The 21,309-nt window shown below is 51.4% G+C and carries 24 protein-coding genes; 16 read left to right on the forward strand and 8 right to left on the reverse strand.

Annotation, left to right across the window (positions count from 1 at the left end):
* The first annotated feature begins 119 nt into the window (after positions 1-119).
* From ABD892_RS19590 to ABD892_RS19600, 3 genes are all read left to right on the forward strand, one after another.
* A complete protein-coding gene (locus ABD892_RS19590; RefSeq protein WP_345197753.1) occupies positions 120-761 on the forward strand; it encodes a hypothetical protein in 642 nt (213 codons plus the stop codon).
* Between the two features lie 533 nt (positions 762-1,294).
* A complete protein-coding gene (locus ABD892_RS19595; protein WP_345197754.1) occupies positions 1,295-2,566 on the forward strand; it encodes a C45 family autoproteolytic acyltransferase/hydrolase in 1,272 nt (423 codons plus the stop codon).
* Between the two features lie 603 nt (positions 2,567-3,169).
* Positions 3,170-3,589: a hypothetical protein gene (locus ABD892_RS19600; protein WP_345197755.1), complete on the forward strand. Its 420-nt coding sequence runs from the start codon at positions 3,170-3,172 to the stop codon at positions 3,587-3,589.
* Between the two features lie 128 nt (positions 3,590-3,717).
* Here the strand turns inward: ABD892_RS19600 and ABD892_RS19605 are convergent, their stop codons facing one another.
* Positions 3,718-4,353, reverse strand: coding sequence for a type III secretion system effector protein (locus ABD892_RS19605; RefSeq protein WP_345197756.1), 636 nt, complete (start codon positions 4,351-4,353; stop codon positions 3,718-3,720).
* 202 nt (positions 4,354-4,555) lie between these two features.
* Entirely contained in the window at positions 4,556-4,699 is a 144-nt protein-coding gene (locus tag ABD892_RS19610) for a hypothetical protein (protein ID WP_345197757.1), read from the reverse strand.
* Between the two features lie 230 nt (positions 4,700-4,929).
* Between ABD892_RS19610 and ABD892_RS19615 the strand changes: the two genes are divergently transcribed.
* From ABD892_RS19615 to ABD892_RS19625, 3 genes are all read left to right on the forward strand, one after another.
* On the forward strand, positions 4,930-5,373 hold the full coding sequence (locus ABD892_RS19615) for a MarR family winged helix-turn-helix transcriptional regulator (RefSeq protein WP_345197758.1): 444 nt from the start codon (positions 4,930-4,932) through the stop codon (positions 5,371-5,373).
* Between the two features lie 553 nt (positions 5,374-5,926).
* Complete coding sequence (locus tag ABD892_RS19620; RefSeq protein ID WP_345197760.1) at positions 5,927-6,061, forward strand: hypothetical protein; 135 nt, start codon at positions 5,927-5,929, stop codon at positions 6,059-6,061.
* 110 nt (positions 6,062-6,171) lie between these two features.
* The gene (locus ABD892_RS19625) at positions 6,172-7,044 is read left to right on the forward strand and encodes a LysR family transcriptional regulator (protein WP_345197761.1); all 873 of its coding nucleotides are present in this window, start codon (positions 6,172-6,174) and stop codon (positions 7,042-7,044) included.
* Positions 7,045-7,054: 10 nt separating this feature from the next.
* Here the strand turns inward: ABD892_RS19625 and fabG are convergent, their stop codons facing one another.
* A complete protein-coding gene (gene fabG, locus ABD892_RS19630; protein WP_345197763.1) occupies positions 7,055-7,828 on the reverse strand; it encodes a 3-oxoacyl-ACP reductase FabG in 774 nt (257 codons plus the stop codon).
* 664 nt (positions 7,829-8,492) lie between these two features.
* Here fabG and coxB point away from each other — a divergent pair.
* The 5 genes from coxB (at position 8,493) to surE (ending at position 14,044) form a co-directional block, all read left to right on the forward strand.
* Positions 8,493-9,671, forward strand: coding sequence for a cytochrome c oxidase subunit II (coxB, locus tag ABD892_RS19635; RefSeq protein ID WP_345197764.1), 1,179 nt, complete (start codon positions 8,493-8,495; stop codon positions 9,669-9,671).
* The gene (gene ctaD / locus ABD892_RS19640; RefSeq protein ID WP_345197765.1) at positions 9,668-11,248 is read left to right on the forward strand and encodes a cytochrome c oxidase subunit I; all 1,581 of its coding nucleotides are present in this window, start codon (positions 9,668-9,670) and stop codon (positions 11,246-11,248) included. The genes coxB and ctaD overlap by 4 nt, the downstream gene beginning before the upstream one ends.
* A 25-nt stretch (positions 11,249-11,273) precedes the next feature.
* Complete coding sequence (locus ABD892_RS19645; protein WP_345197767.1) at positions 11,274-11,825, forward strand: cytochrome c oxidase assembly protein; 552 nt, start codon at positions 11,274-11,276, stop codon at positions 11,823-11,825.
* 121 nt (positions 11,826-11,946) lie between these two features.
* A complete protein-coding gene (locus tag ABD892_RS19650; protein ID WP_345197768.1) occupies positions 11,947-12,834 on the forward strand; it encodes a cytochrome c oxidase subunit 3 in 888 nt (295 codons plus the stop codon).
* Between the two features lie 262 nt (positions 12,835-13,096).
* A complete protein-coding gene (gene surE / locus ABD892_RS19655) occupies positions 13,097-14,044 on the forward strand; it encodes a 5'/3'-nucleotidase SurE (RefSeq protein ID WP_345197769.1) in 948 nt (315 codons plus the stop codon).
* Positions 14,045-14,084: 40 nt separating this feature from the next.
* Here surE and ABD892_RS19660 read toward each other — a convergent pair whose 3' ends face one another.
* Positions 14,085-14,339: a twin transmembrane helix small protein gene (locus ABD892_RS19660; RefSeq protein ID WP_246506670.1), complete on the reverse strand. Its 255-nt coding sequence runs from the start codon at positions 14,337-14,339 to the stop codon at positions 14,085-14,087.
* Positions 14,340-14,389: 50 nt separating this feature from the next.
* Here ABD892_RS19660 and ABD892_RS19665 point away from each other — a divergent pair, with 50 nt between their 5' ends.
* The 5 genes from ABD892_RS19665 to ABD892_RS19685 all read left to right on the forward strand — a co-directional run bounded on the left by ABD892_RS19665 (position 14,390) and on the right by ABD892_RS19685 (position 18,501).
* The gene (locus tag ABD892_RS19665; protein WP_345197770.1) at positions 14,390-15,106 is read left to right on the forward strand and encodes an SURF1 family protein; all 717 of its coding nucleotides are present in this window, start codon (positions 14,390-14,392) and stop codon (positions 15,104-15,106) included.
* On the forward strand, positions 15,090-15,710 hold the full coding sequence (locus ABD892_RS19670; RefSeq protein ID WP_345197772.1) for a hypothetical protein: 621 nt from the start codon (positions 15,090-15,092) through the stop codon (positions 15,708-15,710). Before ABD892_RS19665 ends, ABD892_RS19670 begins: the two co-directional genes overlap by 17 nt.
* Before the next feature lie 114 nt (positions 15,711-15,824).
* On the forward strand, positions 15,825-16,880 hold the full coding sequence (locus ABD892_RS19675) for a COX15/CtaA family protein (RefSeq protein ID WP_345197773.1): 1,056 nt from the start codon (positions 15,825-15,827) through the stop codon (positions 16,878-16,880).
* Positions 16,881-16,952: 72 nt separating this feature from the next.
* Positions 16,953-17,849, forward strand: a complete 897-nt coding sequence (cyoE, locus tag ABD892_RS19680) for a heme o synthase (RefSeq protein ID WP_345197774.1) — start codon at positions 16,953-16,955, stop codon at positions 17,847-17,849.
* A gap of 7 nt (positions 17,850-17,856) precedes the next feature.
* Complete coding sequence (locus ABD892_RS19685) at positions 17,857-18,501, forward strand: SCO family protein (RefSeq protein WP_345197776.1); 645 nt, start codon at positions 17,857-17,859, stop codon at positions 18,499-18,501.
* A gap of 9 nt (positions 18,502-18,510) precedes the next feature.
* Here the strand turns inward: ABD892_RS19685 and ABD892_RS19690 are convergent, their stop codons facing one another.
* From ABD892_RS19690 to ABD892_RS19705, 4 genes are read right to left on the reverse strand one after another with little or no spacing between them, the layout of a single operon-like run.
* Entirely contained in the window at positions 18,511-19,155 is a 645-nt protein-coding gene (locus ABD892_RS19690; protein ID WP_345197777.1) for a nitroreductase family protein, read from the reverse strand.
* Positions 19,156-19,175: 20 nt separating this feature from the next.
* Entirely contained in the window at positions 19,176-19,961 is a 786-nt protein-coding gene (gene znuB / locus ABD892_RS19695; RefSeq protein ID WP_345197779.1) for a zinc ABC transporter permease subunit ZnuB, read from the reverse strand.
* Positions 19,942-20,739, reverse strand: coding sequence for a zinc ABC transporter ATP-binding protein ZnuC (gene znuC, locus ABD892_RS19700; RefSeq protein ID WP_345197780.1), 798 nt, complete (start codon positions 20,737-20,739; stop codon positions 19,942-19,944). The genes znuB and znuC overlap by 20 nt, the downstream gene beginning before the upstream one ends.
* Complete coding sequence (locus tag ABD892_RS19705) at positions 20,739-21,221, reverse strand: Fur family transcriptional regulator (protein ID WP_345197781.1); 483 nt, start codon at positions 21,219-21,221, stop codon at positions 20,739-20,741. The genes znuC and ABD892_RS19705 overlap by 1 nt, the downstream gene beginning before the upstream one ends.
* Positions 21,222-21,309 lie beyond the last annotated feature (88 nt).

The following is a 21,309-nucleotide window of genomic DNA, read 5'->3' on the forward strand; positions in this document are numbered from 1 at the left end:
ACACGTCTCCTAACCCAAGGAAAACCAGTGTCGTAAGTTTAGACGGGAGAATGGCTTATGTTAGGTGGTAATCAGGTACTTTTAACGAGAAAAACCGGCGCGATCGTTTGGATTTTTGTGTGAATTTGCTGGAGCATTGCAACACAATAAAGCTAAAAATAGCTGACAATGATAATTTAATGCTACCTGAAACAATCAATGATATAGAACAGTTACGAAAAGAAATAGATGAATATATAAGTAATGCCTGTTTTTTAGCGAAATTAGCTTTAAGTAGAGACGCTTCATTTGATATTAAAAGTGAGACAGACACAATAAAAAGGAAAACACAGTCGTACATTGAAAATATACAAAAAAGAGAGCGCGTAAATGAAGATCAACTTGCTGAATTCGAACGGTTTCTTGAAAATTCTATTGAAAATCTAAATGTTTATATTTCATATATTCAGGAAAAGCCTGTATGTAGAGAGTGTTGCCCTACATGTGTAAGTCAAACCGCAGAACAATGTTCACGTGCTATCAGGGCGACCCTGTTTTTTAATGGCATGTGCTGCTGTATATGGCCGGTAGCATGTGCTAAGGGCAGCCATAATACAATTGAGTGGTGTGCGCATTTATTAACCTGTAGTGACTATGCAGGTAATCGTTTTCCATTTGATCCGAAATATCCATTCCCTTTTGACCAAGGAAAGCATATTAAAAATGCATGTCCTAGTCATGGCAAGAGGTATGAGCATGAGCCTGATAGAGTGAGAATGTAAAACTATTTTCAGTTTCGATGTATTGAATATGGGAATACCAGTAACGTAAATTCACTTTTCAATGGCAAGGTCTAGTGGTCTATGGATCGGCTGTTAATGCACTAAAACGATGCCGTATGACATTTCTTACAATACCTCTACCCCGGTTAGAGGCTATGAAGCGAATGATATACACAGCTTCAGCGCTAACTCATTTTTACGTTGAAGCTGTGTCATTTTTGTAACGATCTTTGCAATGTACCTTATGATGTAAGAATAATAATTATTATTTTGTGTAGTAAAAATTATACGGTTAGTGAATTTTTAATTCATCCTCCATCTTTAAAATGGTTTTCACAAGCTGCAAGCCGAAAATCATCCGGCCCAGCAATATCAAAATAAACTCTCCCAGTCGACGTGCGAGTGAAACCATGACAACAGTGATTCTCGCCGTCGCTTATCGTTTTGAATGATTTATGAGGTGCTGAATGAAGCCATTGTGCAAAACGGTTTCACCGTCTCATAGCGATTAACAGCCAGCGAAGGGTAGTCACATGTATAACAAGAACGTCAGAATGATCAGGCAAACCCTGTGTTCCGTGCTTTTGGCAATGGGTATGGTAGCCAGTGCGTCTGCAGACCTGATTCAGCATACGGATCAGATTGCCGAGGTTCGTTTTTCCGGTACCGCCTATGAGTTAGGCCAGCATGTCGCAACGGTTGCCGGTGATCAGATTCGTGATGCTATTGATGACTATGCCGGGACACTGGATACGATGTTGCCCGGTCTGCATGTCATGGCACTGGCCAAGGGGATGGAGGGCAACCGTGTTTATCCGCGCTTGAAAGAAGTCTCGCCTGACGGTGCTGCTTATATTCAGGGCATGGCAGATACGCTGAACCTGCCGGAAAGCCTGTTGTTATCCGTGGCGATGTCAGACGAAGCCATTCTGGAATCCCAGGCCAATGGTGGCATGGGCTTTCTGCAGGCCAGCAAGCCAGATACCCATGATCCGGCTGCACCGGCGAAATGCACCACTTTTGGGTATTCCGATGGCCAGGGTTACGGCTGGCGAATGGCAAACTTTGACTACATGGGTATCAATTACAGCAATTTGATTGTGCTCAATTACACCGATACCAACGGTGACCGACGCATTATTCAGACCTGGGCCGGCTTGATTCCCTATGGTGGTGTGACCGCAGGTGGTCAGCCCTTGTTGATGAATACCCTGGCTGATCAGGGAACGATTCGTCAGGATAAAGGGGAAGCCATTATCAGTGAAGGCTCAACCCCGTCCTTTTATCTCAGCTGGGATGCGTATGGTGCCAAAAACGCTGAGGAATTACAGACGCTGTTTAACCAGCACAATCACTATACGGCCTATTTCTCTTATACGCTGGTCGATGCGCAGGGTAACGTCAGTAATATTGAAAATGTCTATGGCGATAAGGTAAACATGTCCAGCGCCGACTGGCAGGCGCATGCGAATCACAGTATCTATGGCGGTGCGTGGCGGAGCCTTGGGCCTGATTTTGCTGCTCATTCCCTTGAACGTCAGCAGGCCTCAGAAGCCTTTATGAAGAGCCATGTAGGCAACGCAAGCAAGGCGCAGGCTCAGGATTTCGCCGGCCAGAAGCCGTTGTGGAAAGGACGCGGGAAGATGATGGGAACGGTGACAGCCACCTACTTCAGCGTAAAGGGCAAGCAGGTTGATATGTACATCCAGACTGATGCTGTCGGTGGCGGACAGCAGGAAGTGCATATCCGCAATTATGATCAGCCTCTCGCCTCTTCTGCCAAGTCTGCGACTCTCGTCTATTGATCGGCCAATGCTTGTATCTTGCAATATGGTGGGATGTGTTCCTGCCAGAGCTTGCGCGATACAAGCCGTTTTCAAGGTAAGTGGAGGCAAGCCTGAATTCTGGAAGATTGTGAATCCGGAGTGTTTGTGTCTACAGTACCACGGTGGAAGTCAGGCTTGATTTTGATGGTACCAATGTTCCCGGGCTGGCTTACCCGTTAAACCGAACCCGTGAATACAGCCCGTCCATATAGGATCCGGGTCAGGCCTCCTGAAACCTGAGTAAACGTATCGCCGTGAAGGGCACCGTCAGACCAGATGGATCGCCAGCACGGATGTGCAGTGTAGCGGAACGGATAATATGACCATTCGGGTTTTCCTGAAAAGAAGGATGTGAACAATGCGGCAACAGGCATTCATCAGGATACAATGATGGTGATTGCTCCTCTTGCCTGACTCTGCCGGTATCCCGAATTATCCGCGACAAGAATGACTGGCGGACGTGGACAAAATCCAACGGTTTAAGGGATATATCCCGCATTATTATTCGGTTAATCAGCCATATTTAGTCTATAGTGTGGCTCGACTGGTTGTGCAAGAATCAAGAAAGTGAAGGAATCCGATATGCATTATGATTCACGACTTGATGATATTGAACGGCGGTTAACTGTAGTGGAAAACTATCAGCGTACTTCGGCAGAACCGTTGAATGATACCGTGGAGTATCAGCGGGAAACCATGCAGCGGCTGGAACGTAATTATGGCCATATCCTGCATATCCTGGAACGTCAGAGTGCTACGCTGGCCAGTCACGATGAACAACTGGCCAGTCTGAACAGTGATGTCTGCATCCTTAAAGTCGATGTAGATGCCATGAAAACCAATGTTTCAACCCTGGAAAAACGGGTGGAACAGGGGTTTACCGGCGTGAAAGCGGATATTGCAACACTAAACACGGATATTACCGGCATTAAGTCTGATATCGCGGTATTAAACAACGACATCACCGATATCAAGGCAATGCTAGTTAAGCATTTAAAGTAATGTGGTTTATTTCATTCCTGCATTGGAGTGCCGTATGTTAGAACTGGCACTGAGTATCGGCGAATCGCATGGTTATACGTACAATCTGATTCTATCGATTCGTAGAATGTTTTAATAAAGTCAGTTATTTAGAAATACTCGGTACGCAAAGGCAACCCAAACTGCCGACGAAAACTATTCTCACTCATAGGGTTATCGCTGTATTTTCCTATTCCAGTGGTCCAAAGCTCTTCATCTTTACCGTCCTTTTGTCTTCCCTGAAGACAGTGAATCAGTTCATGCGCAAGTACCACAAACGGATAGGTTGGCTCGCCTTTGCCTGTCACTATATGCACATTGCTGAATTTTAGAAAACAAACAGAGCCCGTATCGTTAGAGGCAGCCATCATGTCGACGGGCCAATTATGGCTGCCTCTCGGCATCCAAAATGGCCTGTCTGGGGGAGAGAAACTGGCTTGGTTGGTGGCCGTCATCCCGAATACATGCGCCTTACCTTGTTCGTCATACATAACATTTCGTTTGTATCCGCATTGAGTGAAGTTGAGGTGGTGAGGGATAAAGATAATATTAACAAGCATAGGGAAAGAACCGCATACAGCCGGACGTGCCTGTTGGATTTCATGCAGCAGTGATTCACCAATAGGCACTGTTTTCAACTTACGCAGGTTTTCTTCCATGATAAGACGGAAAAATGGATTATCGTTCCCATGAAATCTCACAGCAAACCCTGGGAAATCTGGAAGTAATATGGTTATCTCATCCATAATGTACCTCAACTCTATTGATATTAAGTATTGCTGTTTAAGTCAGTATGAGTAACACCAAGAAAACTTATATGTCTCATCAGGCAAGCTGTGATGGGGGCTTGTGCAAGCAACACTTACTGCGGACGTAAATAGATGTTTGACCAGATTGAAACGCTTTATCACCTCTTTAAACCGATTCATAACATATAGCAGGCCATAATCACATAATGTAGAAAGAGGCAGTCAGTACGGTCAAGGGAACGGCAAACTGGCCGCCGATATCCCCGACGGTTTCATAGTTTGCCTGTACGGGTGCAGTGATTGCGTTGGCTGCTAGTGCTGCAGCAACCAGTGTCCGCTTCATGATGTTGCCCCTTTGATGTCTGGTTATTGTTTATAGGTTTGATATTGAATCATTTGTGGCGATGATCTTATGAGATTTAATGTAAAACCTAAATTGCATTTTTATACGTAATAATCGTATATTTTGCATGTTTTGTTTTATTTGTATTTTTTGGTTTTATATCAAACTATATTGTTTGAGGTAGGGGGTGGAAGCTAAAATCCAGACGCGATCATGAAAAGGTTTTTGTAATGAAGGCTTACGAGACGACTGCCGGGAAGTGCTGGACTGCCATGCATGTGTTGCAAAACCATGTTCAGGCAGAACTGCAGAAACGCAATGCCGGTATTAACGTTGAACAGCTGCTGCTGTTGATGGAACTGGACTGGGAAGACGGCCTGCGGCCGACGGTGCTGGCGGAACGGATGCTGCGCAGTAAAGGTACGATTTCCAGCCTGATTCGCCACGCAGAGCGCAGTGCGTTGATTGCATCAGCAGCAGACCCGAGCAACCGGAATGCCAAACGGATATTCCTCACCCAGAAAGGGAAACAGTTGCATGATGAACTGGCGCCGGTGGTGACCAACCTGCTACGGGAATCGGTCAGCCATGTATCCAGTGAACATCAGGAGATCGTACAAGAGGCCATGAATGGCATTATCAGGACATTCCATCCTGACTGGTTCAATCACTAGTTCCCAGTGAGTCTGCCCTACAGGTTACACAGCTATCGATTGGATTCTTATGTTTATGGCTCCGGCCGTATGTCTAATGAGGCGTGACTGGTGATACCAGGGCATGAGTTTTTATCGTCTTCAGTTGATGGTGACGTTTGACTAATAAGCAGTGGTGAAAAACCGCCGGCGGTATACGGTGTGTAACACTGTCACCTGAATATCTGTAATGCTTTTGCTACGGGTGGTGATTTTTTGCCTTGCCGGGTAAGCCATAAAATACGCCACACAGGTTGATTGGATACAGCAGCTGACAGGGATGTCGAACGTTTGAGCGGATCGTTGCTCACAGGCTGCAGCCGACTTTGACCAAAGCCAGACCGGGAGACGGTTCACCACGATCTCAGACTTGTCTCCCTGGTGGCACGAGCGAACTCCTCGTCCTGGTAACCGTGCTTGTGCCTCCGGACTGCAATCGTCTGGCTTCTGGTCACTTTATTACCGCTGTTATCTGTTTTTATACATCATCTAATGCATATTGCAGTTGGTAGCGTGGGGCGGGTCATCCTGGCGAATGAGCTATCTGTTACCGGGGCTGATAACCGTGATTGTTTTGCCAACCTGCGGCATCGGACTCCGTGAAGTGAGCGGTGTTCTGTTTTGCCAGCAGTGTCTGACGGTGGTGGCTCTGGTCGCAAATGATCACTGAAATGATTGTGATTGGCCGAGGTGATGATCAGCATCATGGCGTTGATAAGCGTCATGCTGGATAACACCCAAATCTTCCCCTGAATCAGCGTCATTTTCGAGGTACTAATAATGAAAATCCAACCGCTCAAGGCCTTCGTGATGACGGCTGAACTGGGCTCTATCTCAGAAGCGGCGCGCAAAATGGCGCGTCCGCGCCCCCAGGTCAGTAACTGGATCAGTGACCTGGAAGCAGACTGGGATGTGGAACTGTTTGACCGTTCCAGCCACAAGCCGGAGCTGACGGAAGCCGGCCGTCAGCTACTGGATTACAGTCGTACCATTCTTCGGAATCTGGATAACCTGGATTCCAAGGTGAAAAACCTGCACAAGCAAAACAGCCAGCTAAGAATGGGTTTCGAGCAATGCATTGCGCCACAGCAGATTCAGCGGCTGCTGGAAGCTTTGATCATTCGTTATCCATCACTGTCGCTGACGGTATTGTCGGATTCGTCCTGTAAGATTCAGCGGGAGTTACAGGCAGGACGGCTGGATATCGGTTTTTGCAACAACTACTATGTGACGTCCCAGGACATCCGCATGCGCCATGCCTTTGATAGCCGTTATATCGGCTGCTGTGCACCGGATTATCCACTGAATAACTTTGAGGAATTGACTGCGAATGATGTCAGTCCCTATCGGCAGATTGATCTTTTCCTGCGCGAGGAGGATATGCCCGATGCAACCCGCTTCAGCGCCGATGTCATGCAGGTCGACAGCTATCAGACCCTGCTGCCACTGGTCGCTGGCGGTTTTGGCTGGGGTATCTGTCCCATGAGCTTTGCCCGGCCTTATCTGAATGATGGCAAGCTGGCCATCCTCAACCACCCGGAGGCTGTGGGCAGTTTACCGGTTTACGTCATGCATATGGATGCATTGGCTTGTGAACCGTTTGCGGAGTGGGTGATTGAAGAAGGTGGTCACTACCTTGCTGTCATTGATTGAGGCTGAATCATCACGCCATGGCTTCCATGGATTCCGGCAATACCTGACCGCCATCCACCACGAGTGTTTGGCCTGTGATAAAACCGGCCTCACGTGAAGCAAAAAACAGCGCGGCATAGGCAATATCATCGGTTGATCCCAGGTGCTTCATCGGGATAGAAGCGGTCATGGTCGCCATGTAATCCTCTGCCAGCTCGGTCATGCCTTCGGTGGCAATATTGCCTGGCAGGATGGCATTAATCGTGATACCGGTCGATGCCAGCTCGATCGCAGCGGTACGCAGGAAACCGAGCATGGCGGCTTTGCTGGCGCCATAGTGTGACCAGCCTGGATAACCGGTGATAGGTCCGGTGATCGATGAGGTTAGAATGATACGCCCCTGGTCAGACTTTTTAAGTGCCGGCAGTGCGCTGTTCACGGCATGGAACATGCCTTTGGCATTGACGTTCATGACCATGTCCCAGTCTTTGCCGGTTATCTGGCCCAGCCGTGCGCTGGGGAATATGCCGGCATTGCAGCAGAGAATGTCGAGACCACCAAACCGTGCTACAGCCTGATCAACCGCGGCCTGCATTGCATCCGCATCAGTGACATCTGCGCAGAAAAAGTCAGCGGTACCTCCGGTTGCCCGAATACTGGATACAGCTTCGCTTAACAGCGTCTCGTTACGGGCAACGAGCAGTACCTGACAGCCCTTTTCGGCGAACACCTTCGCCATCCCTTTGCCGATGCCTTTGCTTGCGCCAGTAATAAGAACACTACGACCTGAAAGTGGTGTCATCATGCCTGCAACCTGTTGATAACAGCGTGTTAAAAACTGAAATAAAGCAGGTTTTCGAATAGCCTCCAGAATGGTTTTGTAGCGATCAGTGAGGAACTGAAAAGCCAAGGATATTTTTTATCGCCAGTGTTATTAGCTGTTTGCTTTTATTAATGCTTGTTGTTTAATGAAAGTGCAGTTCTATACTCAGTGGCATTTGCTGTATTCAGACTGAGGGATCAGGCACATCGTGGTTTACGTTGTGACGTTGATGTAGTGGTAATGCCGTATTCACCTTTAGGGGATGAAACAAAGTGTGTAGTAACTGGTCGCTGGTAACCGGTGAGCTGTATGGACCGAACACGGGCTGGCTGGTCGATGTCCTAACCCTTGATAGTTGAAGTGCTGTAACGGTCAGTGACCGCCTCAGCCGTCATTACCTCTCTGCAACCCAGTGTATCGGGATGGCACGTTTGTGTCGTTATCCCCACGATTCCTTCTTCTCTGCCTGAATCAGCCTATAGCCCTGAGCGGTGCTGGATTGTGTCACAGGAGTGTCCGTCCGGTACCAGGCACCATAACAACAAGAATGCCGTAGTCACTGCAGCTTGTTTGTCGGCGCACCAGGGTACGTTGTGCGCGCAAGCAAGTCAGTGGCGGAACCGATTAGTCAGAGGAATCTAAGGGAATGAGGTTGCGCACACATAAGCTGTTCCTGCTTCTGGCTGGCCTGATGTCGACCGTGACAGCGAGGGCTGACTGGACTGTAAACATGACCGAAGGGGTGACCAGTCTCAGTCGCTCCATCTACAGCCTGCATATGACCATCTTCTGGATTTGTGTGGTCATCGGTGTGCTGGTTTTTGCTGTCATGTTCTGGTCGGTCATCTTCCATCGCAAATCCCGCGGGGCCAAGCCGGCTGATTTTCATGAAAGCACACTGGTGGAGATTCTCTGGACCAGCGTGCCCTTCGCCATTCTGGTCGCCATGGCCATACCGGCCACAAAGACGCTCATTGAGGTCTATGACGCGGATGACGCCGAGGTGGACATCAAGATCACCGGCTACCAGTGGAAATGGCAATACGAATACCTGGATGACGATGTCGGTTTCTTCAGTAACCTGAAAACCGGTAAAGAACAGATTTATAACCTCAGAACCAAAGATCCTGAATACCTGCTGGAAGTGGATGAACCCATGGTGGTGCCCGTGGGACGGAAGATCCGTTTCCTGGTCACGGCTGCGGATGTTATCCACGCCTGGTGGGTGCCGGCGCTGGCGGTGAAGAAGGATGCGATTCCCGGCTTTATCAACGAAGCCTGGACCAAGATTGATGAGCCGGGCATCTACCGCGGGCAGTGTGCCGAACTCTGCGGTAAGGATCACGGTTTCATGCCGATTGTGGTCGATGCAAGATCAGAAGCGGATTACCAGACTTGGCTGGATGAGAAGAAAGCCGAAGCTCAGAAAATCCGAGAACTGACCAGCAAGGACTGGACCCTTGAGGAGCTTGTGGCCCGGGGAGAAGGTGTCTATACCAAGGTATGCGCCGCCTGTCACCAGCCGAACGGGAAAGGCATGCCGCCGATGTTCCCGGCACTGGATGGCTCGGATATGGCCGTCAACCCGGCTCGGATGGTCGAGCATGTGGACATTGTCGTGAACGGCAAGAAAGGCACGGCGATGCAGGCGTTCGGTGGTCAGCTGAGCGAAGCGGATCTTGCCGCGGTCATCACTTATGAACGGAATGCCTGGGGCAACAAGACCGGCGAGATGGTCACACCCAAGGCGATTCTGGATTACAAGCAGACCGGCAAGCTGCCGGAAGTTCATGCCGGTAAGGCATCGGAAGGAGGCAGCATATGAGCGCTGTGATTGACGATCACCAGGATCATCATCATGGTCCTGCCAAGGGGTTTATGCGCTGGGTTCTGACTACGAACCATAAAGACATCGGCTCCATGTACCTCTGGTTCAGCTTTGCCATGTTCCTGTTTGGCGGTTCCATGGCAATGGTGATTCGGGCGGAGCTGTTCCAGCCGGGCATGCACATTGTTGAACCGGGCTTTTTCAACCAGATGACCACCATGCATGGTCTGGTGATGGTCTTTGGTGCGGTTATGCCGGCGTTTGTCGGACTGGCAAACTGGATGATTCCATTGATGATCGGGGCGCCGGATATGGCGTTGCCCCGGATGAATAACTGGAGTTTCTGGATTCTGCCCTTCGCGTTTGCCTTGATGGCCAGCACGCTGTTTATGGAAGGGGGGGGACCGAACTTTGGCTGGACGTTTTATGCGCCGCTGTCGACGACCTATGGTCCGCCTTCTACGACCTTCTTCATCCTTGCGGTTCACATGATGGGTATTTCCTCCATCATGGGGGCGATTAATGTTATCGCCACCATCCTGAACCTGCGGGCGCCGGGCATGACGTTGATGAAGATGCCACTGTTCGTATGGACCTGGCTGATTACCGCTTATCTGCTGATTGCCGTTATGCCCGTGCTGGCCGGTGTGGTCACCATGATGTTGATGGATATCCATTTCGGCACCAGCTTCTTTAATGCCGGCGGCGGTGGTGACCCGGTACTGTTCCAGCATGTGTTCTGGTTCTTCGGGCATCCCGAGGTCTATATCATGATACTGCCGGCGTTCGGGATTGTGTCTGCCATTATTCCAGCCTTTGCCCGTAAACAGCTGTTTGGTTACACCTCCATGGTGTATGCGGTGGCCAGTATTGCGTTCCTGTCATTCATTGTCTGGGCGCACCATATGTTTACTGTGGGGTTACCGCTGACTGGTGAACTCTTCTTCATGTACGCCACCATGTTGATCGCTGTCCCAACCGGGGTGAAGGTGTTCAACTGGGTAGCGACCATGTTCAGAGGTTCCATGACCTTTGAAACGCCGATGCTGTTTGCGACGGCTTTTGTGGTGCTGTTTACCATCGGTGGCTTCTCCGGTCTGATGCTCGCCATTGCGCCGGCAGACTTCCAGTATCACGACACCTACTTTGTGGTGGCGCATTTCCATTACGTGCTGGTGCCTGGCGCCATCTTTGGCATCTTTGCCGGTGTGTACTACTGGTTGCCGAAATGGACGGGCCACATGTATGACGAAACACTGGGCAAGACACATTTCTGGATGTCTTTCATCGGCATGAACCTGACCTTCTTCCCCATGCACTTCCTGGGGCTGGCGGGGATGCCTCGGCGAATACCGGACTACAACCTCCAGTTTGCTGATTTCAACATGATCGCGAGTGTGGGCGGTTTCCTGTTTGGTACCACCCAGCTGTTATTCCTGTTCATCGTGCTCAAGTGTGTACGCAGTGGGAAGAAAGCACCGGCGAACCCTTGGGAAGGTGCACATGGGTTGGAGTGGACGGTACCGTCACCGGCACCCTACCACACGTTCAGCACGCCGCCGGATGTGAAATAGCGCAGGAATCAGCGAGGTAAAGGGAATGGTGTTACAGGGGGCACAAAAGACCGTTATCAAGGCAACGCTGACAGCCGTTGCGATGTTTGGTTTTGGTTTTGCGATGGTGCCCCTCTATGATGTGTTCTGCAAGGTGACCGGCTTGAACGGGAAAACCAGCGATACGCCCTATGAATACCGGGCTGAAACCGCCCGGGTTGATACGTCCCGGACAGTGACCATTCAGTTTGTCAGCACCAATAACGCCAATATGAGCTGGGCTTTCAGTCCGAGCATCAGAAAGGTCACGGTTCATCCCGGTGAGGTGGCGGAGCTGAGCTTCAACGTCCGCAACCCGACCGGGCAGCGGATGATCGGTCAGGCCATTCCCAGCGTGACGCCTTTTGATGGCACCGATTTCCTGCACAAAACTGAATGTTTCTGTTTTACCACACAGCCGTTGGAAGCCTTTGAAGAGAAGAATATGCCGCTGAAAATCATCATTGATCCGGCATTACCGCGGCATATCAAGAAATTAACCCTGTCATATACGCTGTTTGATGTGACAGACATGTATGCAGCAGCGGGCACGCCATGACGGCTCGCAGGCTAATATTGCAGTAATACAGACACCAATTTGCAAGGGACAGCCGGGCTGTAGTCCTAACCGATCACGCCGCTGCCACTGCCGGGAGCCGCGTAAGGAAAGGGGATAACAGATGGCAGCAGAAGGTAATTACTATGTGCCGGCCCAGAGCAAGTGGCCGATCGTCGCAACAATCGGCCTGTTCCTGACGCTGGTCGGCATGGGCATGATGATGAATGACATGTCTGCCGGCGTGAAGGATTCCTCGGCGCACTTTGTCTTCCTCGCAGGGTCGCTGATACTGGCTTATATGTTGTTTGGCTGGTTCGGCAATGTCATCCAGGAATCACGCGCCGGACTCTACAGTGACCAGATGGACCGCAGTTTCCGTTGGGGAATGGGCTGGTTCATTTTCTCGGAAGTGATGTTCTTTGCCGCTTTCTTTGGCGCCCTTTTCTACGTTCGTAATTACACCGTACCCTGGTTGGGTGGTGATGGAGATAAAGGCCTGTCCAGTATGCTGTGGCCTGATTTTGTCTCTCAATGGCCATTGATGACTAACCCCGACAATGAAACCTTCAAGGGACCCGCTGAAGTGATACCCGCGGCAGGATTACCCTTGATCAACACGATCCTGCTGATTACTTCCAGCTTCACCGCAACCTTTGCACATCATGCCCTTCGAAAGGATGCACGGAAGAAAACCAAGATCTGGTTAGGTCTAACCCTGGTGTTGGGCTTTTCGTTTCTGGTGTTGCAGGCCATGGAATATATTCATGCCTATGAGGAGCTGGGTCTGACCCTGGCTTCAGGCATCTATGGATCAACCTTTTTTATGTTAACCGGTTTTCATGGTGCGCACGTTACGCTCGGAGCTATCATGCTTACCGTGATGCTGGTCAGAATCATGAAAGGCCATTTCACGCCGGATAACCATTTTGGTTTTGAAGCCGCGTGTTGGTATTGGCACTTTGTTGATGTGGTCTGGATTGGGTTGTTTATCTTCGTATACATCTTCTAGTTTTTTAACCGGACGTCATTTGACGTCCGGTTACCCTTCTGTCTATTGCCTCTCAAAACGCTATATATCAAGGCTATTTTTCGCCCGCATCGTTTCTTGTTTTGTCATATATGTAGGGTATAAACAGAAATACCTGTATTCCGTTGTCTATTAAAAAAGCGCAATGAAAGGTGTCAGCGATTAGCACGTGATAACAGGTGAGTTGCCAGAGAATGGTCTTTCTGGCTTGTGCCTATCAAATAAACCACGGATGAACATAACAATGAGAAAGCCGATGTATCGACTGGCCAGCTTGCTTGTGGCAGGCAGTCTCAGTGTCCATGCCAGTGCGCTGAACATTATGGTCACCAACGATGATGGTTACGAATCTCCTAACCTTCGCGCGCTATATAGCGCACTGAAGGCAGATGGACATGATGTGTTTATTTCCGCCCCTGCAGATGAGCAAAGTGGAAAGGCGGCCTCCTTTAATTACTTTTATCCGTCACCTGTTGACCAGGATGCCGATGATCCGGATATTCATTTTGTCCACGGTACGCCCATGATGGCGGTGCTTTATGGGTTGGATGTGTTGTCGAAAGAGCGCTGGGGTAGACAACCGGACTTGGTGTTATCCGGCATTAATGCCGGCCACAATGTCGGAATCATGAATCCGACATCGGGTACGGTAGGAGCCGCCGTAACCGCCATACGCCGGGGTATTCCGGCGATTGCCTTGAGTGGTGATCATGGTAGTGATCGGGATGGGAGTTCAGCAATACTGGCCAGTCTGGTAATGCCAGTGATAAATGCCCTTGAGGAGAATACGCCCACTCTACCCGAAGGTTATGGTTTGAATATTAACCTGCCTAGCATGAGGAAATTTGCCGCTGAAGAGATCACCTATCAAATAACGACAGCAGGAAACTTCTCAGCCAATGTGCCGGTTTTTGTGATAAACATGGCGCCTTACTCTGTGCCTGAATACGGTATTAACCTGCCCCCCCTGCCGGGTGTTGTTTTCACCGATTATGACAGCAGTGGTGCACCACCGGACAGCAATCCCCGCTCTGAGGGACGCAAGGTTGAGGAGGGTGTGATTGCTATCAGCCTGCTGGATGCCCGTTATGGTGCTACCACGTATGATTATTCAGCTGAGAAGGCTAGCTATTTGGTTCGTTCCAGCCTGTCTGAGTTACTCAGTTCTGGATGGGGCAACTGGCACAGGTAGATGCACTGCCATTATCAAGATCGCACGGGTCTGGTATGCCTTAGCGATACAGCCAGGGCGCTGACACCTCCAGTTGTCCACTCATGTGGCCATAGACAATCAGGGCGAGTATGATGGCTGAAAGGGTGACTCGGGTTGTCAGCGACCAGACCAGCCGTGGTGAACCGCTCCGGTCCTTGATCAGGAAGTAGAAACCACTGGCCAGGCTGCCGATGACAGCCAGTAGAAGAACAACAATAATCACTTTTAACCACATGTCGGCGGGCTCGCTGATCTCGACTCCAGAGACCAGCATAACAGGCCTGCGGCGGGAAGGCAGTATGCCGCCACCGACGCGCAGTGCAGATGATGTGGAACTTTAAAACGAAACTCGTCTTACTGATGCTGTTGCTGTTACCCCTGCTCACGAGCCTGGGGTTCTGGCAGTTGAGCCGCTACCAGGAAAAGCTGGATCTGGAAGCGCAGCTGGCGGCGCGCCAGCAATCAGTGCTGCATTCTCCCGGTACTCTCCGAACGCTGGATGATCCCCGCTTTTACCGCCTGCAGGCTGAAGGCCGTTACCTGGATGACCAGACCTTTTTGCTGGATAACCGAATTCACCAGGGGCGTTCCGGCTATCATGTGATTACCCCGTTTATGACCCATGGCGGACAGTTGATGCTGGTTATTCGTGGTTGGCTGGCCGGTAGTCCGGATAAAACTCAGATTCCCATGATTCCTCCAATACAGGGCAATAATGTCCTCGATGGGCTTGCCTGGCAGCCTGCTGGAAAGGCGTTTTTGCTGGGCGAGGATCACTGGTCAGACAGTTGGCCCAAAGTCATTCAGGCACTGGATATCCAGCGGATGGGAGAGGCTCTCGAGGCAGTGCCGGAAGTCTGGTTTATGGTGCTGGATGAACAGCAACCCGGCAGCCTCACCCGTGATTTTCACCCGATCAACATGCAGCCCGGCAAGCACCTGGGATACGCTATTCAGTGGTTTCTGATGGCGCTGGTGATGCTGGGGATTGGCGGTTATTACCTCAAAACGGCAGGACGCACCCATGACAAAGGACACTGAACAGCCCATGGTTTCTACGACCGAGCAGCAGCCAACCGGTAATCGCGGGCGGCTACAGGCGCTATTTATCCTGATGCTGCCTGTCACATTAATGGTGCTGGCAACCTGGATGTATTATGCCGGTGTCTGGTTGCCAAGCGGGCGCGTCAATAATGGTGAGTTGATCATGCCCCCCGTGAACCTCAGTGTAATGGCAGCGCAGGATGAAACGGGCCATTTGCTGGATGTTGAGTCACTTGATGGTGAATGGGGGATGCTGATCCTTGCTGGCAGCGACTGTACTGAATCCTGTGCCAATGCGCTTTATCTCAGCCGGCAGGTGCATATTGCCCTGGGGCGAAATGTGACCCGCATGAACCGGTACCTGATCGGTGAAGGGGTGGCATTATCCGATGAACAGAAACGTGAACACCCAGGCTTAAAAACGCTGAAAGTGGATATGGCGACGGTTAAAAAGCAGTTGCCTGATTCTGTTACAGGGGAAAATCCCATCCTGCTGGTCGATCCCTTGGGTAACATCATGATGCACTATGGACCAGACCATACCGGCAAACAAATACTCAAGGATCTCGAAAAACTGTTGAAGGCCAGCAAGATTGGCTGAAGAATAGAATAACTATGTCGTAAAGGCTGTCCGGCATCCGTTACACGCTAAAAGCAACTATAACAATCGGTGTAACTGCGAGGGAACCGCAGTCGAGACTAGGGAGAATGCCATATGACAGTAGCTCCACAGCAGCGACGTCTGTTTATCTTATCGCTTGTTGCCACTTGTCTGTCCGTTGTCGTCGTTGGCCTGGGAGCCTGGACACGGCTGGTGCATGCAGGGCTCGGTTGTCCTGACTGGCCCGGTTGTTACGGCTTCCTGAGTGTGCCTAACGAGGCGCACGAAATTGCCACCGCACAAGCCCGTTTTCCTGATGATCCGGTGGATATCTTCAAAGGCTGGGCGGAGATGATTCATCGTTATGTGGCAGGCACATTGCTATTACTGGTTGGCGCCATCGCCCTCTTTTCATGGCGAGCCAGAAAGCTAGTCTCAGAACGGCTCCTTCCACTGAAACTTCCTTTGTTTATTCTTGGCCTGATTATCTGTCAGGCGTTGTTTGGTATGTGGACGGTAACCCTCAAACTCTGGCCGCAGGTTGTCACTGCTCATTTGCTGGGAGGGTTTGCCACGCTTAGCCTGCTACTGCTTTTGACGTTGCGGCTCAGTCCCCTTTCAGTGAAAACCTTATCAGGTCCACCCGTCACCACACTCAAACGGTTGGGTGGTGTGGCACTGCTCGTGGTGATTATTCAAATCTTTCTTGGGGGGTGGACCAGCTCCAATTATGCGGCGCTGGCCTGCCCGGATTTCCCCACCTGTCATGGTGTCTGGCTGCCTGAACTGGATTTTGCTGAGGGTTTTGATCTTGCGCAGTCGATTGGTCCGAATTATCTGGGCGGGCAGATGGATAGCGCAGCCCGCACAGCGATTCATTTTGTCCACCGAATAGGTGCCGTAGCAACGACGGTGATCGTGCTGCTGATGATTGCTGCGGCATTTTTATGGCTGCGAAGGAATCCCCGTAACGATAAAAGTCTGCCGTTCTTAACTGCGCTGGTCACCATTGCGCTTGGTGTACAGGTGGCGTTGGGGGTCAGCAATATTCTGTTTTATCTGCCGCTGCCGGTTGCGGTGGCACACAACCTGGGCGGTGCGTTTCTTCTGACGACAATTATCGCCTTTAATTACAGGCTCTCTGCCGTGAATCGCAACACAGTCGTTTAGTTGAGAGGAAGAGAAATTCGGCAATATTCCTTACAAAAATGGCATGGAAGTGACTATAAGAAAGGGGATGTTATGACGACAAACAAACTTGAGCTGGCAGCCCAACCGGCTGGCTGGCGTGACTATCTGGAACTGTGCAAACCGAAGGTTGTCGCACTGATGCTGCTGACGGCCGTGATCGGTATGTGCCTGGCGACATCGGGCATGGTGCCGCTGGATATTCTGTTGTTTGGCAATGTGGGTATTGGCTTGTGTGCCGCGTCCGCTGCGGTCATCAACCATATCGTTGACCGCCGTATTGATCTGTTGATGGCGCGAACCCACAAGCGTCCGGTAGCGACGGGTAAAGTTGAGCCTGCCGCGGCACTGGCTTTTGCGCTGGCCATTGGTGTGTTGGGTATGACTGTGCTGATCACCATGGTGAATGCGCTGACAGCCTGGTTAACCCTCGCATCACTGGTGGGTTATGCGGTGATCTATACCTCCATACTCAAGCGGGCCACGCCCCAGAATATCGTGATTGGCGGGATTGCCGGTGCCGCCCCTCCCCTGCTGGGTTGGACAGCCGTTACCGGTACGTTCCAGGGTAATGCGCTTCTGCTGGTACTGATTATCTTTGCATGGACACCACCACACTTCTGGGCGCTGGCCATACACCGGAAAGACGAATACGCCAAGGCGGATATCCCGATGTTGCCGGTCACCCATGGTGAGCAGTACACCAAGCTGCATATCATGCTCTACACCATTGTGATGTTCCTGGTCAGCCTGCTGCCCTTCCTGACCGGAATGAGTGGTTTGATTTACCTTACCGGTGCAACTGTCCTGGGACTGCGTTTCATGTATTGGACGACGGTTCTTTATCGCGGAACGCGCAAGCATGCTGCCATCAAGACATTCCACTACTCCATCACCTACCTGATGCTACTGTTTGTGGTGTTGCTGGTGGATCACTATTTGCCATTGTGAGGATGCCATGACGAAATCAGTCCGAATGACAGTGTTTGCCCTGCTGGCGGTGGTTGCGGTCATTCTGGGGCTGACATTCAACAAATTTACGCAGTCCCCGCCGCTCGACAGGGAAACTCTCCGAGATAGCGGTGTTTTTATCTTCGAAACGCCCCGCACCTTTTCCATGGCACCATTGGTCAATCATGAGAATCAATCTTTTTCTGCGGATAACATGAAAGACCACTGGACGCTGCTCTATTTCGGCTTCACCTACTGTCCGGATGTCTGTCCGACGACACTGGCCAAATTAAATGAGCTGAGTCTGGAGCTTCAGGAACTCAACAGCGAGCTGGCCAAACGCTTCAAAGTGGTGATGGTGACCGTCGATCCCCAGCGGGATAATCCGGCCAAACTGGCGAATTATGTTCCGTTCTTCAATCGGGATTTTGTGGGTGTTACCGGAGATATGGCCAACATTTATGAACTGACGCGGCAGTTAAATGTGGCCTTCACAACGGTGGGCGATACAACAAAAGATGATTATCTGGTTGAGCACAGTGCGAATGTGGTGCTGGTCAATCCAAAGGGGGATTACCATGGATTTATCCGTCCCCCTCTGGTGGCAGTTCAACTGGCGAAGAATCTGCAAGCGGTCGATCGTGGGTTTTAAGTGTGATAATTAGCGGATTTCGGTCACAACCTGTTCTTTAGGAAATCTAACCTTGGGTGCTCTTGATGGATGGTTGAAATCCCCTTCCGCATGATTGCCTACAAGTCCCAGCACGACACTGGTCAGCCCGCGTGATTTCAACCCCATCAGTTCATCCAGCATTTCAGGACTGAACCCTTCCATCGGACAGGCATCCAGATCAAGGATGGCGCAGGATAACAGGAATTGGCCAAAGGCCAGGTAAACCTGCTGCTTGAGCCACTGGCTGCGTTCCTCCGAGGGTTTGCCGGAGACAAAGCTGGTCAACATGCTCAGCCGTTCTTCGTCGATTTCCATACCGCGAACACCGGCTGTCAGTTCTTCAATGGCATGGATATCGTTTTCATCGAACTGGGTTTTTGCGCAGAACACAAACAGGTGCGAGGCATCGCAGAACTTGGGCTTGTTGTTATCCCAGGCTGACTCGGCAAGACGCGCCCGTTCGTCCGGATTGGAGATGACAAAAAAGTGCCAGGGCTGACTGTTGATAGACGAAGGCGCCAGGCGCAGCGTCTCAATCAGCGTCTGGATTTTCTGTTCGTCAGCCGGCCAGTCGGGGTCGAAGACCTTGGTGGTGTAGCGGTTTTCCAGAATCGTTTTCAGCGTATCGTTCATGGTGAAAATCCTGATCACAGTTAACGACGTTGCGGTAAGGCCAGCGTCAGCAGGAATAGCAGGGTGCTGCAGACCACTACCGATGGACCAGCAGGTGTATCCTGATACCAGGAGAGCGCCAGACCACCCAGTACCGCCAGCATGCCACACAGGCTGGCGCCGATGGCCATCTGCTCGGGCGTGCGTGCCAGACGCTGGGCCGTGGCTGCAGGGATGATCAACATGGCAGTAATCAGCAGGACACCGACAATCTTCATGGCGACGGCAATGACCAGGGCAATCAACACCATCAGCGCCAGTCGCACCTTGCGCACCGGAATGCCCTCGACCTCAGCCAGTTCCTTGTGAACAGTGATGGCAAGCAGTGGCCGCCAAAGCCACAGCAGCAGTGTCATGACCAGTGCTCCGCCGCCATAGATCCAGAACAGATCCTCGGTGCCCACAGCGAGCAGGTCGCCAAACAGGTAAGCCATCAGGTCGATGCGGATATTGTCCATGAAACTGACGGCAACCAGCCCCAGACTAAGCGCGCTGTGCGCCAGTATACCCAGCAGGGTGTCCGTCGCAATGAAGCGTTTCTGCTGAAGGGCGACCAGAAACAGGGCCAGCACGACACAGCAGACCATGACGGCAATGTTCAGGTTGATATCCAGCAGCAGGCCGAGGGCAACCCCGAACAGGGCTGAGTGGGACAGTGTATCGCCAAAATAGGCCATCCTTCGCCATACGACAAACGCCCCGAGTGGACCCGCGACCAGGGCGACGCCCAGTCCGGCCAGCAGGGCGTTAAGCAGAAAATCCGGCATGTGTTTGCGTCCGTGAGTGTTCGGTGGTGGGAGTGTCCGTTGAGGATTCAGGGATGACCTCGCCGCAGGCTGCGTGCTGGTGGTCATGGTGGTGGCTGTAGACCGCCAGTTCTTCCGATTCCCCGCCAAAGAGTTTCAGGTAGGCCGGGTGGCGGCTGACCTGCTGCGGGTGGCCGGAGCAGCAGACATGGCTGTTGAGGCAGATCACCCGGTCGGTAGATGCCATGACCAGGTGCAGGTCGTGGGAGACCATCAGTACGCCGCAGCCGGTTTCATCTCGAAGCTGGCCAATCAGGTGATACAGTTCTTTTTGGCCATTCACATCGACACCCTGTACAGGCTCGTCCAGTACCAGCAGGTCAGGTTTTCGCAACAGGGCGCGAGCCAGTAAGACCCGCTGCATTTCACCGCCTGAGAGGGTTTGCAGGGGGCTTTCGCTGACATGGGGTACGCCGGTTTTGGCCAGGGCCGCGCTGATGTTTTTCCGGTTGGCGCCGGCAAGGGCCAGAAACCGTCGGACTGACAGCGGCATGGAGGGTTCCACATGCAGCTTTTGTGGCATGTAGCCAATCGTAATGCCGGATTTCAGGGTTCGCTGCCCGGTATCTGGCGTCAGAAGGCCGAGCACGACACGAACCAGGGTGGTTTTACCGGCGCCATTGGGGCCGATCAGTGTCACGATTTCACCCCGGTTGAGGGTCAGGTCAATGGTTTCCAGTACGGTACGGCTCTGGAAACAGACACTGGCGCTTTTCAGCTGCAGCAAAGGGTTGTTCATTAATCCGGTTTCCGACAGTTGGGGCACAGTCCGGTCAGTTCGACATTGGAGTGATTGATCAGAAAACCGCTGGTATCGGTAGCCTGTGCGATAGCGGTGCTGATCACGGCATTATCCAGTTCAACGGTAGTGCGGCACTGTTCACAGATCAGGAACGAACTCTCATGAGGCTGTTCGGGATGAGGACAGCCAATATAGGCATTGAGAGAGGCGATCCGGTGGACAAGCCCCTGGGTCTGCAGAAAATCCAGGGCACGGTAGACAGTGGGAGGTGCAGCGTTGCGTTCCTGTGTTTGAGACAGCATAGCCAGGATGTCATAAGCACCGACCGGCTTGTGACTCTGCCAGACCAGTTCCAGCACCTGGCGCCGGAGTGGTGTCAGGCGTGCGCCCTGCTTTTGACAGAGTTTTTCCGCCTGATCAAGCGCATTGGTGATGCAATGTTCATGGTTGTGGGGACAACATGTATCGTTAATCTGCAAGGGAGAGGATCCAAAAAAACAGAAAACGATACATTATAACACTTATGACATATTTGCAGAGGGGTGATGGTGGATGAAACAGGTAGCC

Source organism: Kistimonas scapharcae (genome assembly GCF_039540975.1).
Classification (GTDB): Bacteria; Pseudomonadota; Gammaproteobacteria; order Pseudomonadales; family Endozoicomonadaceae; genus Kistimonas; species Kistimonas scapharcae.

Coding starts and splice junctions, on each gene's coding strand:
- ABD892_RS19675 (WP_345197773.1), top strand. CDS start 15,825: ATGACAGTAGCTCCACAGCAGCGACGTCTGTTTATCTTATCGCTTGTT.
- ABD892_RS19690 (WP_345197777.1), bottom strand. CDS start 19,155: ATGAACGATACGCTGAAAACGATTCTGGAAAACCGCTACACCACCAAG.
- ABD892_RS19670 (WP_345197772.1), top strand. CDS start 15,090: ATGACAAAGGACACTGAACAGCCCATGGTTTCTACGACCGAGCAGCAG.
- surE (WP_345197769.1), top strand. CDS start 13,097: ATGAGAAAGCCGATGTATCGACTGGCCAGCTTGCTTGTGGCAGGCAGT.
- ABD892_RS19685 (WP_345197776.1), top strand. CDS start 17,857: ATGACGAAATCAGTCCGAATGACAGTGTTTGCCCTGCTGGCGGTGGTT.
- ABD892_RS19650 (WP_345197768.1), top strand. CDS start 11,947: ATGGCAGCAGAAGGTAATTACTATGTGCCGGCCCAGAGCAAGTGGCCG.
- ABD892_RS19665 (WP_345197770.1), top strand. CDS start 14,390: ATGATGTGGAACTTTAAAACGAAACTCGTCTTACTGATGCTGTTGCTG.
- ABD892_RS19605 (WP_345197756.1), bottom strand. CDS start 4,353: ATGGATGAGATAACCATATTACTTCCAGATTTCCCAGGGTTTGCTGTG.
- znuC (WP_345197780.1), bottom strand. CDS start 20,739: ATGAACAACCCTTTGCTGCAGCTGAAAAGCGCCAGTGTCTGTTTCCAG.
- ABD892_RS19660 (WP_246506670.1), bottom strand. CDS start 14,339: ATGCTGGTCTCTGGAGTCGAGATCAGCGAGCCCGCCGACATGTGGTTA.
- ABD892_RS19610 (WP_345197757.1), bottom strand. CDS start 4,699: ATGAAGCGGACACTGGTTGCTGCAGCACTAGCAGCCAACGCAATCACT.
- ABD892_RS19595 (WP_345197754.1), top strand. CDS start 1,295: ATGTATAACAAGAACGTCAGAATGATCAGGCAAACCCTGTGTTCCGTG.
- ABD892_RS19615 (WP_345197758.1), top strand. CDS start 4,930: ATGAAGGCTTACGAGACGACTGCCGGGAAGTGCTGGACTGCCATGCAT.
- ABD892_RS19600 (WP_345197755.1), top strand. CDS start 3,170: ATGCATTATGATTCACGACTTGATGATATTGAACGGCGGTTAACTGTA.
- ABD892_RS19620 (WP_345197760.1), top strand. CDS start 5,927: ATGAGCTATCTGTTACCGGGGCTGATAACCGTGATTGTTTTGCCAACC.
- znuB (WP_345197779.1), bottom strand. CDS start 19,961: ATGCCGGATTTTCTGCTTAACGCCCTGCTGGCCGGACTGGGCGTCGCC.
- ctaD (WP_345197765.1), top strand. CDS start 9,668: ATGAGCGCTGTGATTGACGATCACCAGGATCATCATCATGGTCCTGCC.
- cyoE (WP_345197774.1), top strand. CDS start 16,953: ATGACGACAAACAAACTTGAGCTGGCAGCCCAACCGGCTGGCTGGCGT.
- ABD892_RS19645 (WP_345197767.1), top strand. CDS start 11,274: ATGGTGTTACAGGGGGCACAAAAGACCGTTATCAAGGCAACGCTGACA.
- coxB (WP_345197764.1), top strand. CDS start 8,493: ATGAGGTTGCGCACACATAAGCTGTTCCTGCTTCTGGCTGGCCTGATG.
- ABD892_RS19625 (WP_345197761.1), top strand. CDS start 6,172: ATGAAAATCCAACCGCTCAAGGCCTTCGTGATGACGGCTGAACTGGGC.
- fabG (WP_345197763.1), bottom strand. CDS start 7,828: ATGATGACACCACTTTCAGGTCGTAGTGTTCTTATTACTGGCGCAAGC.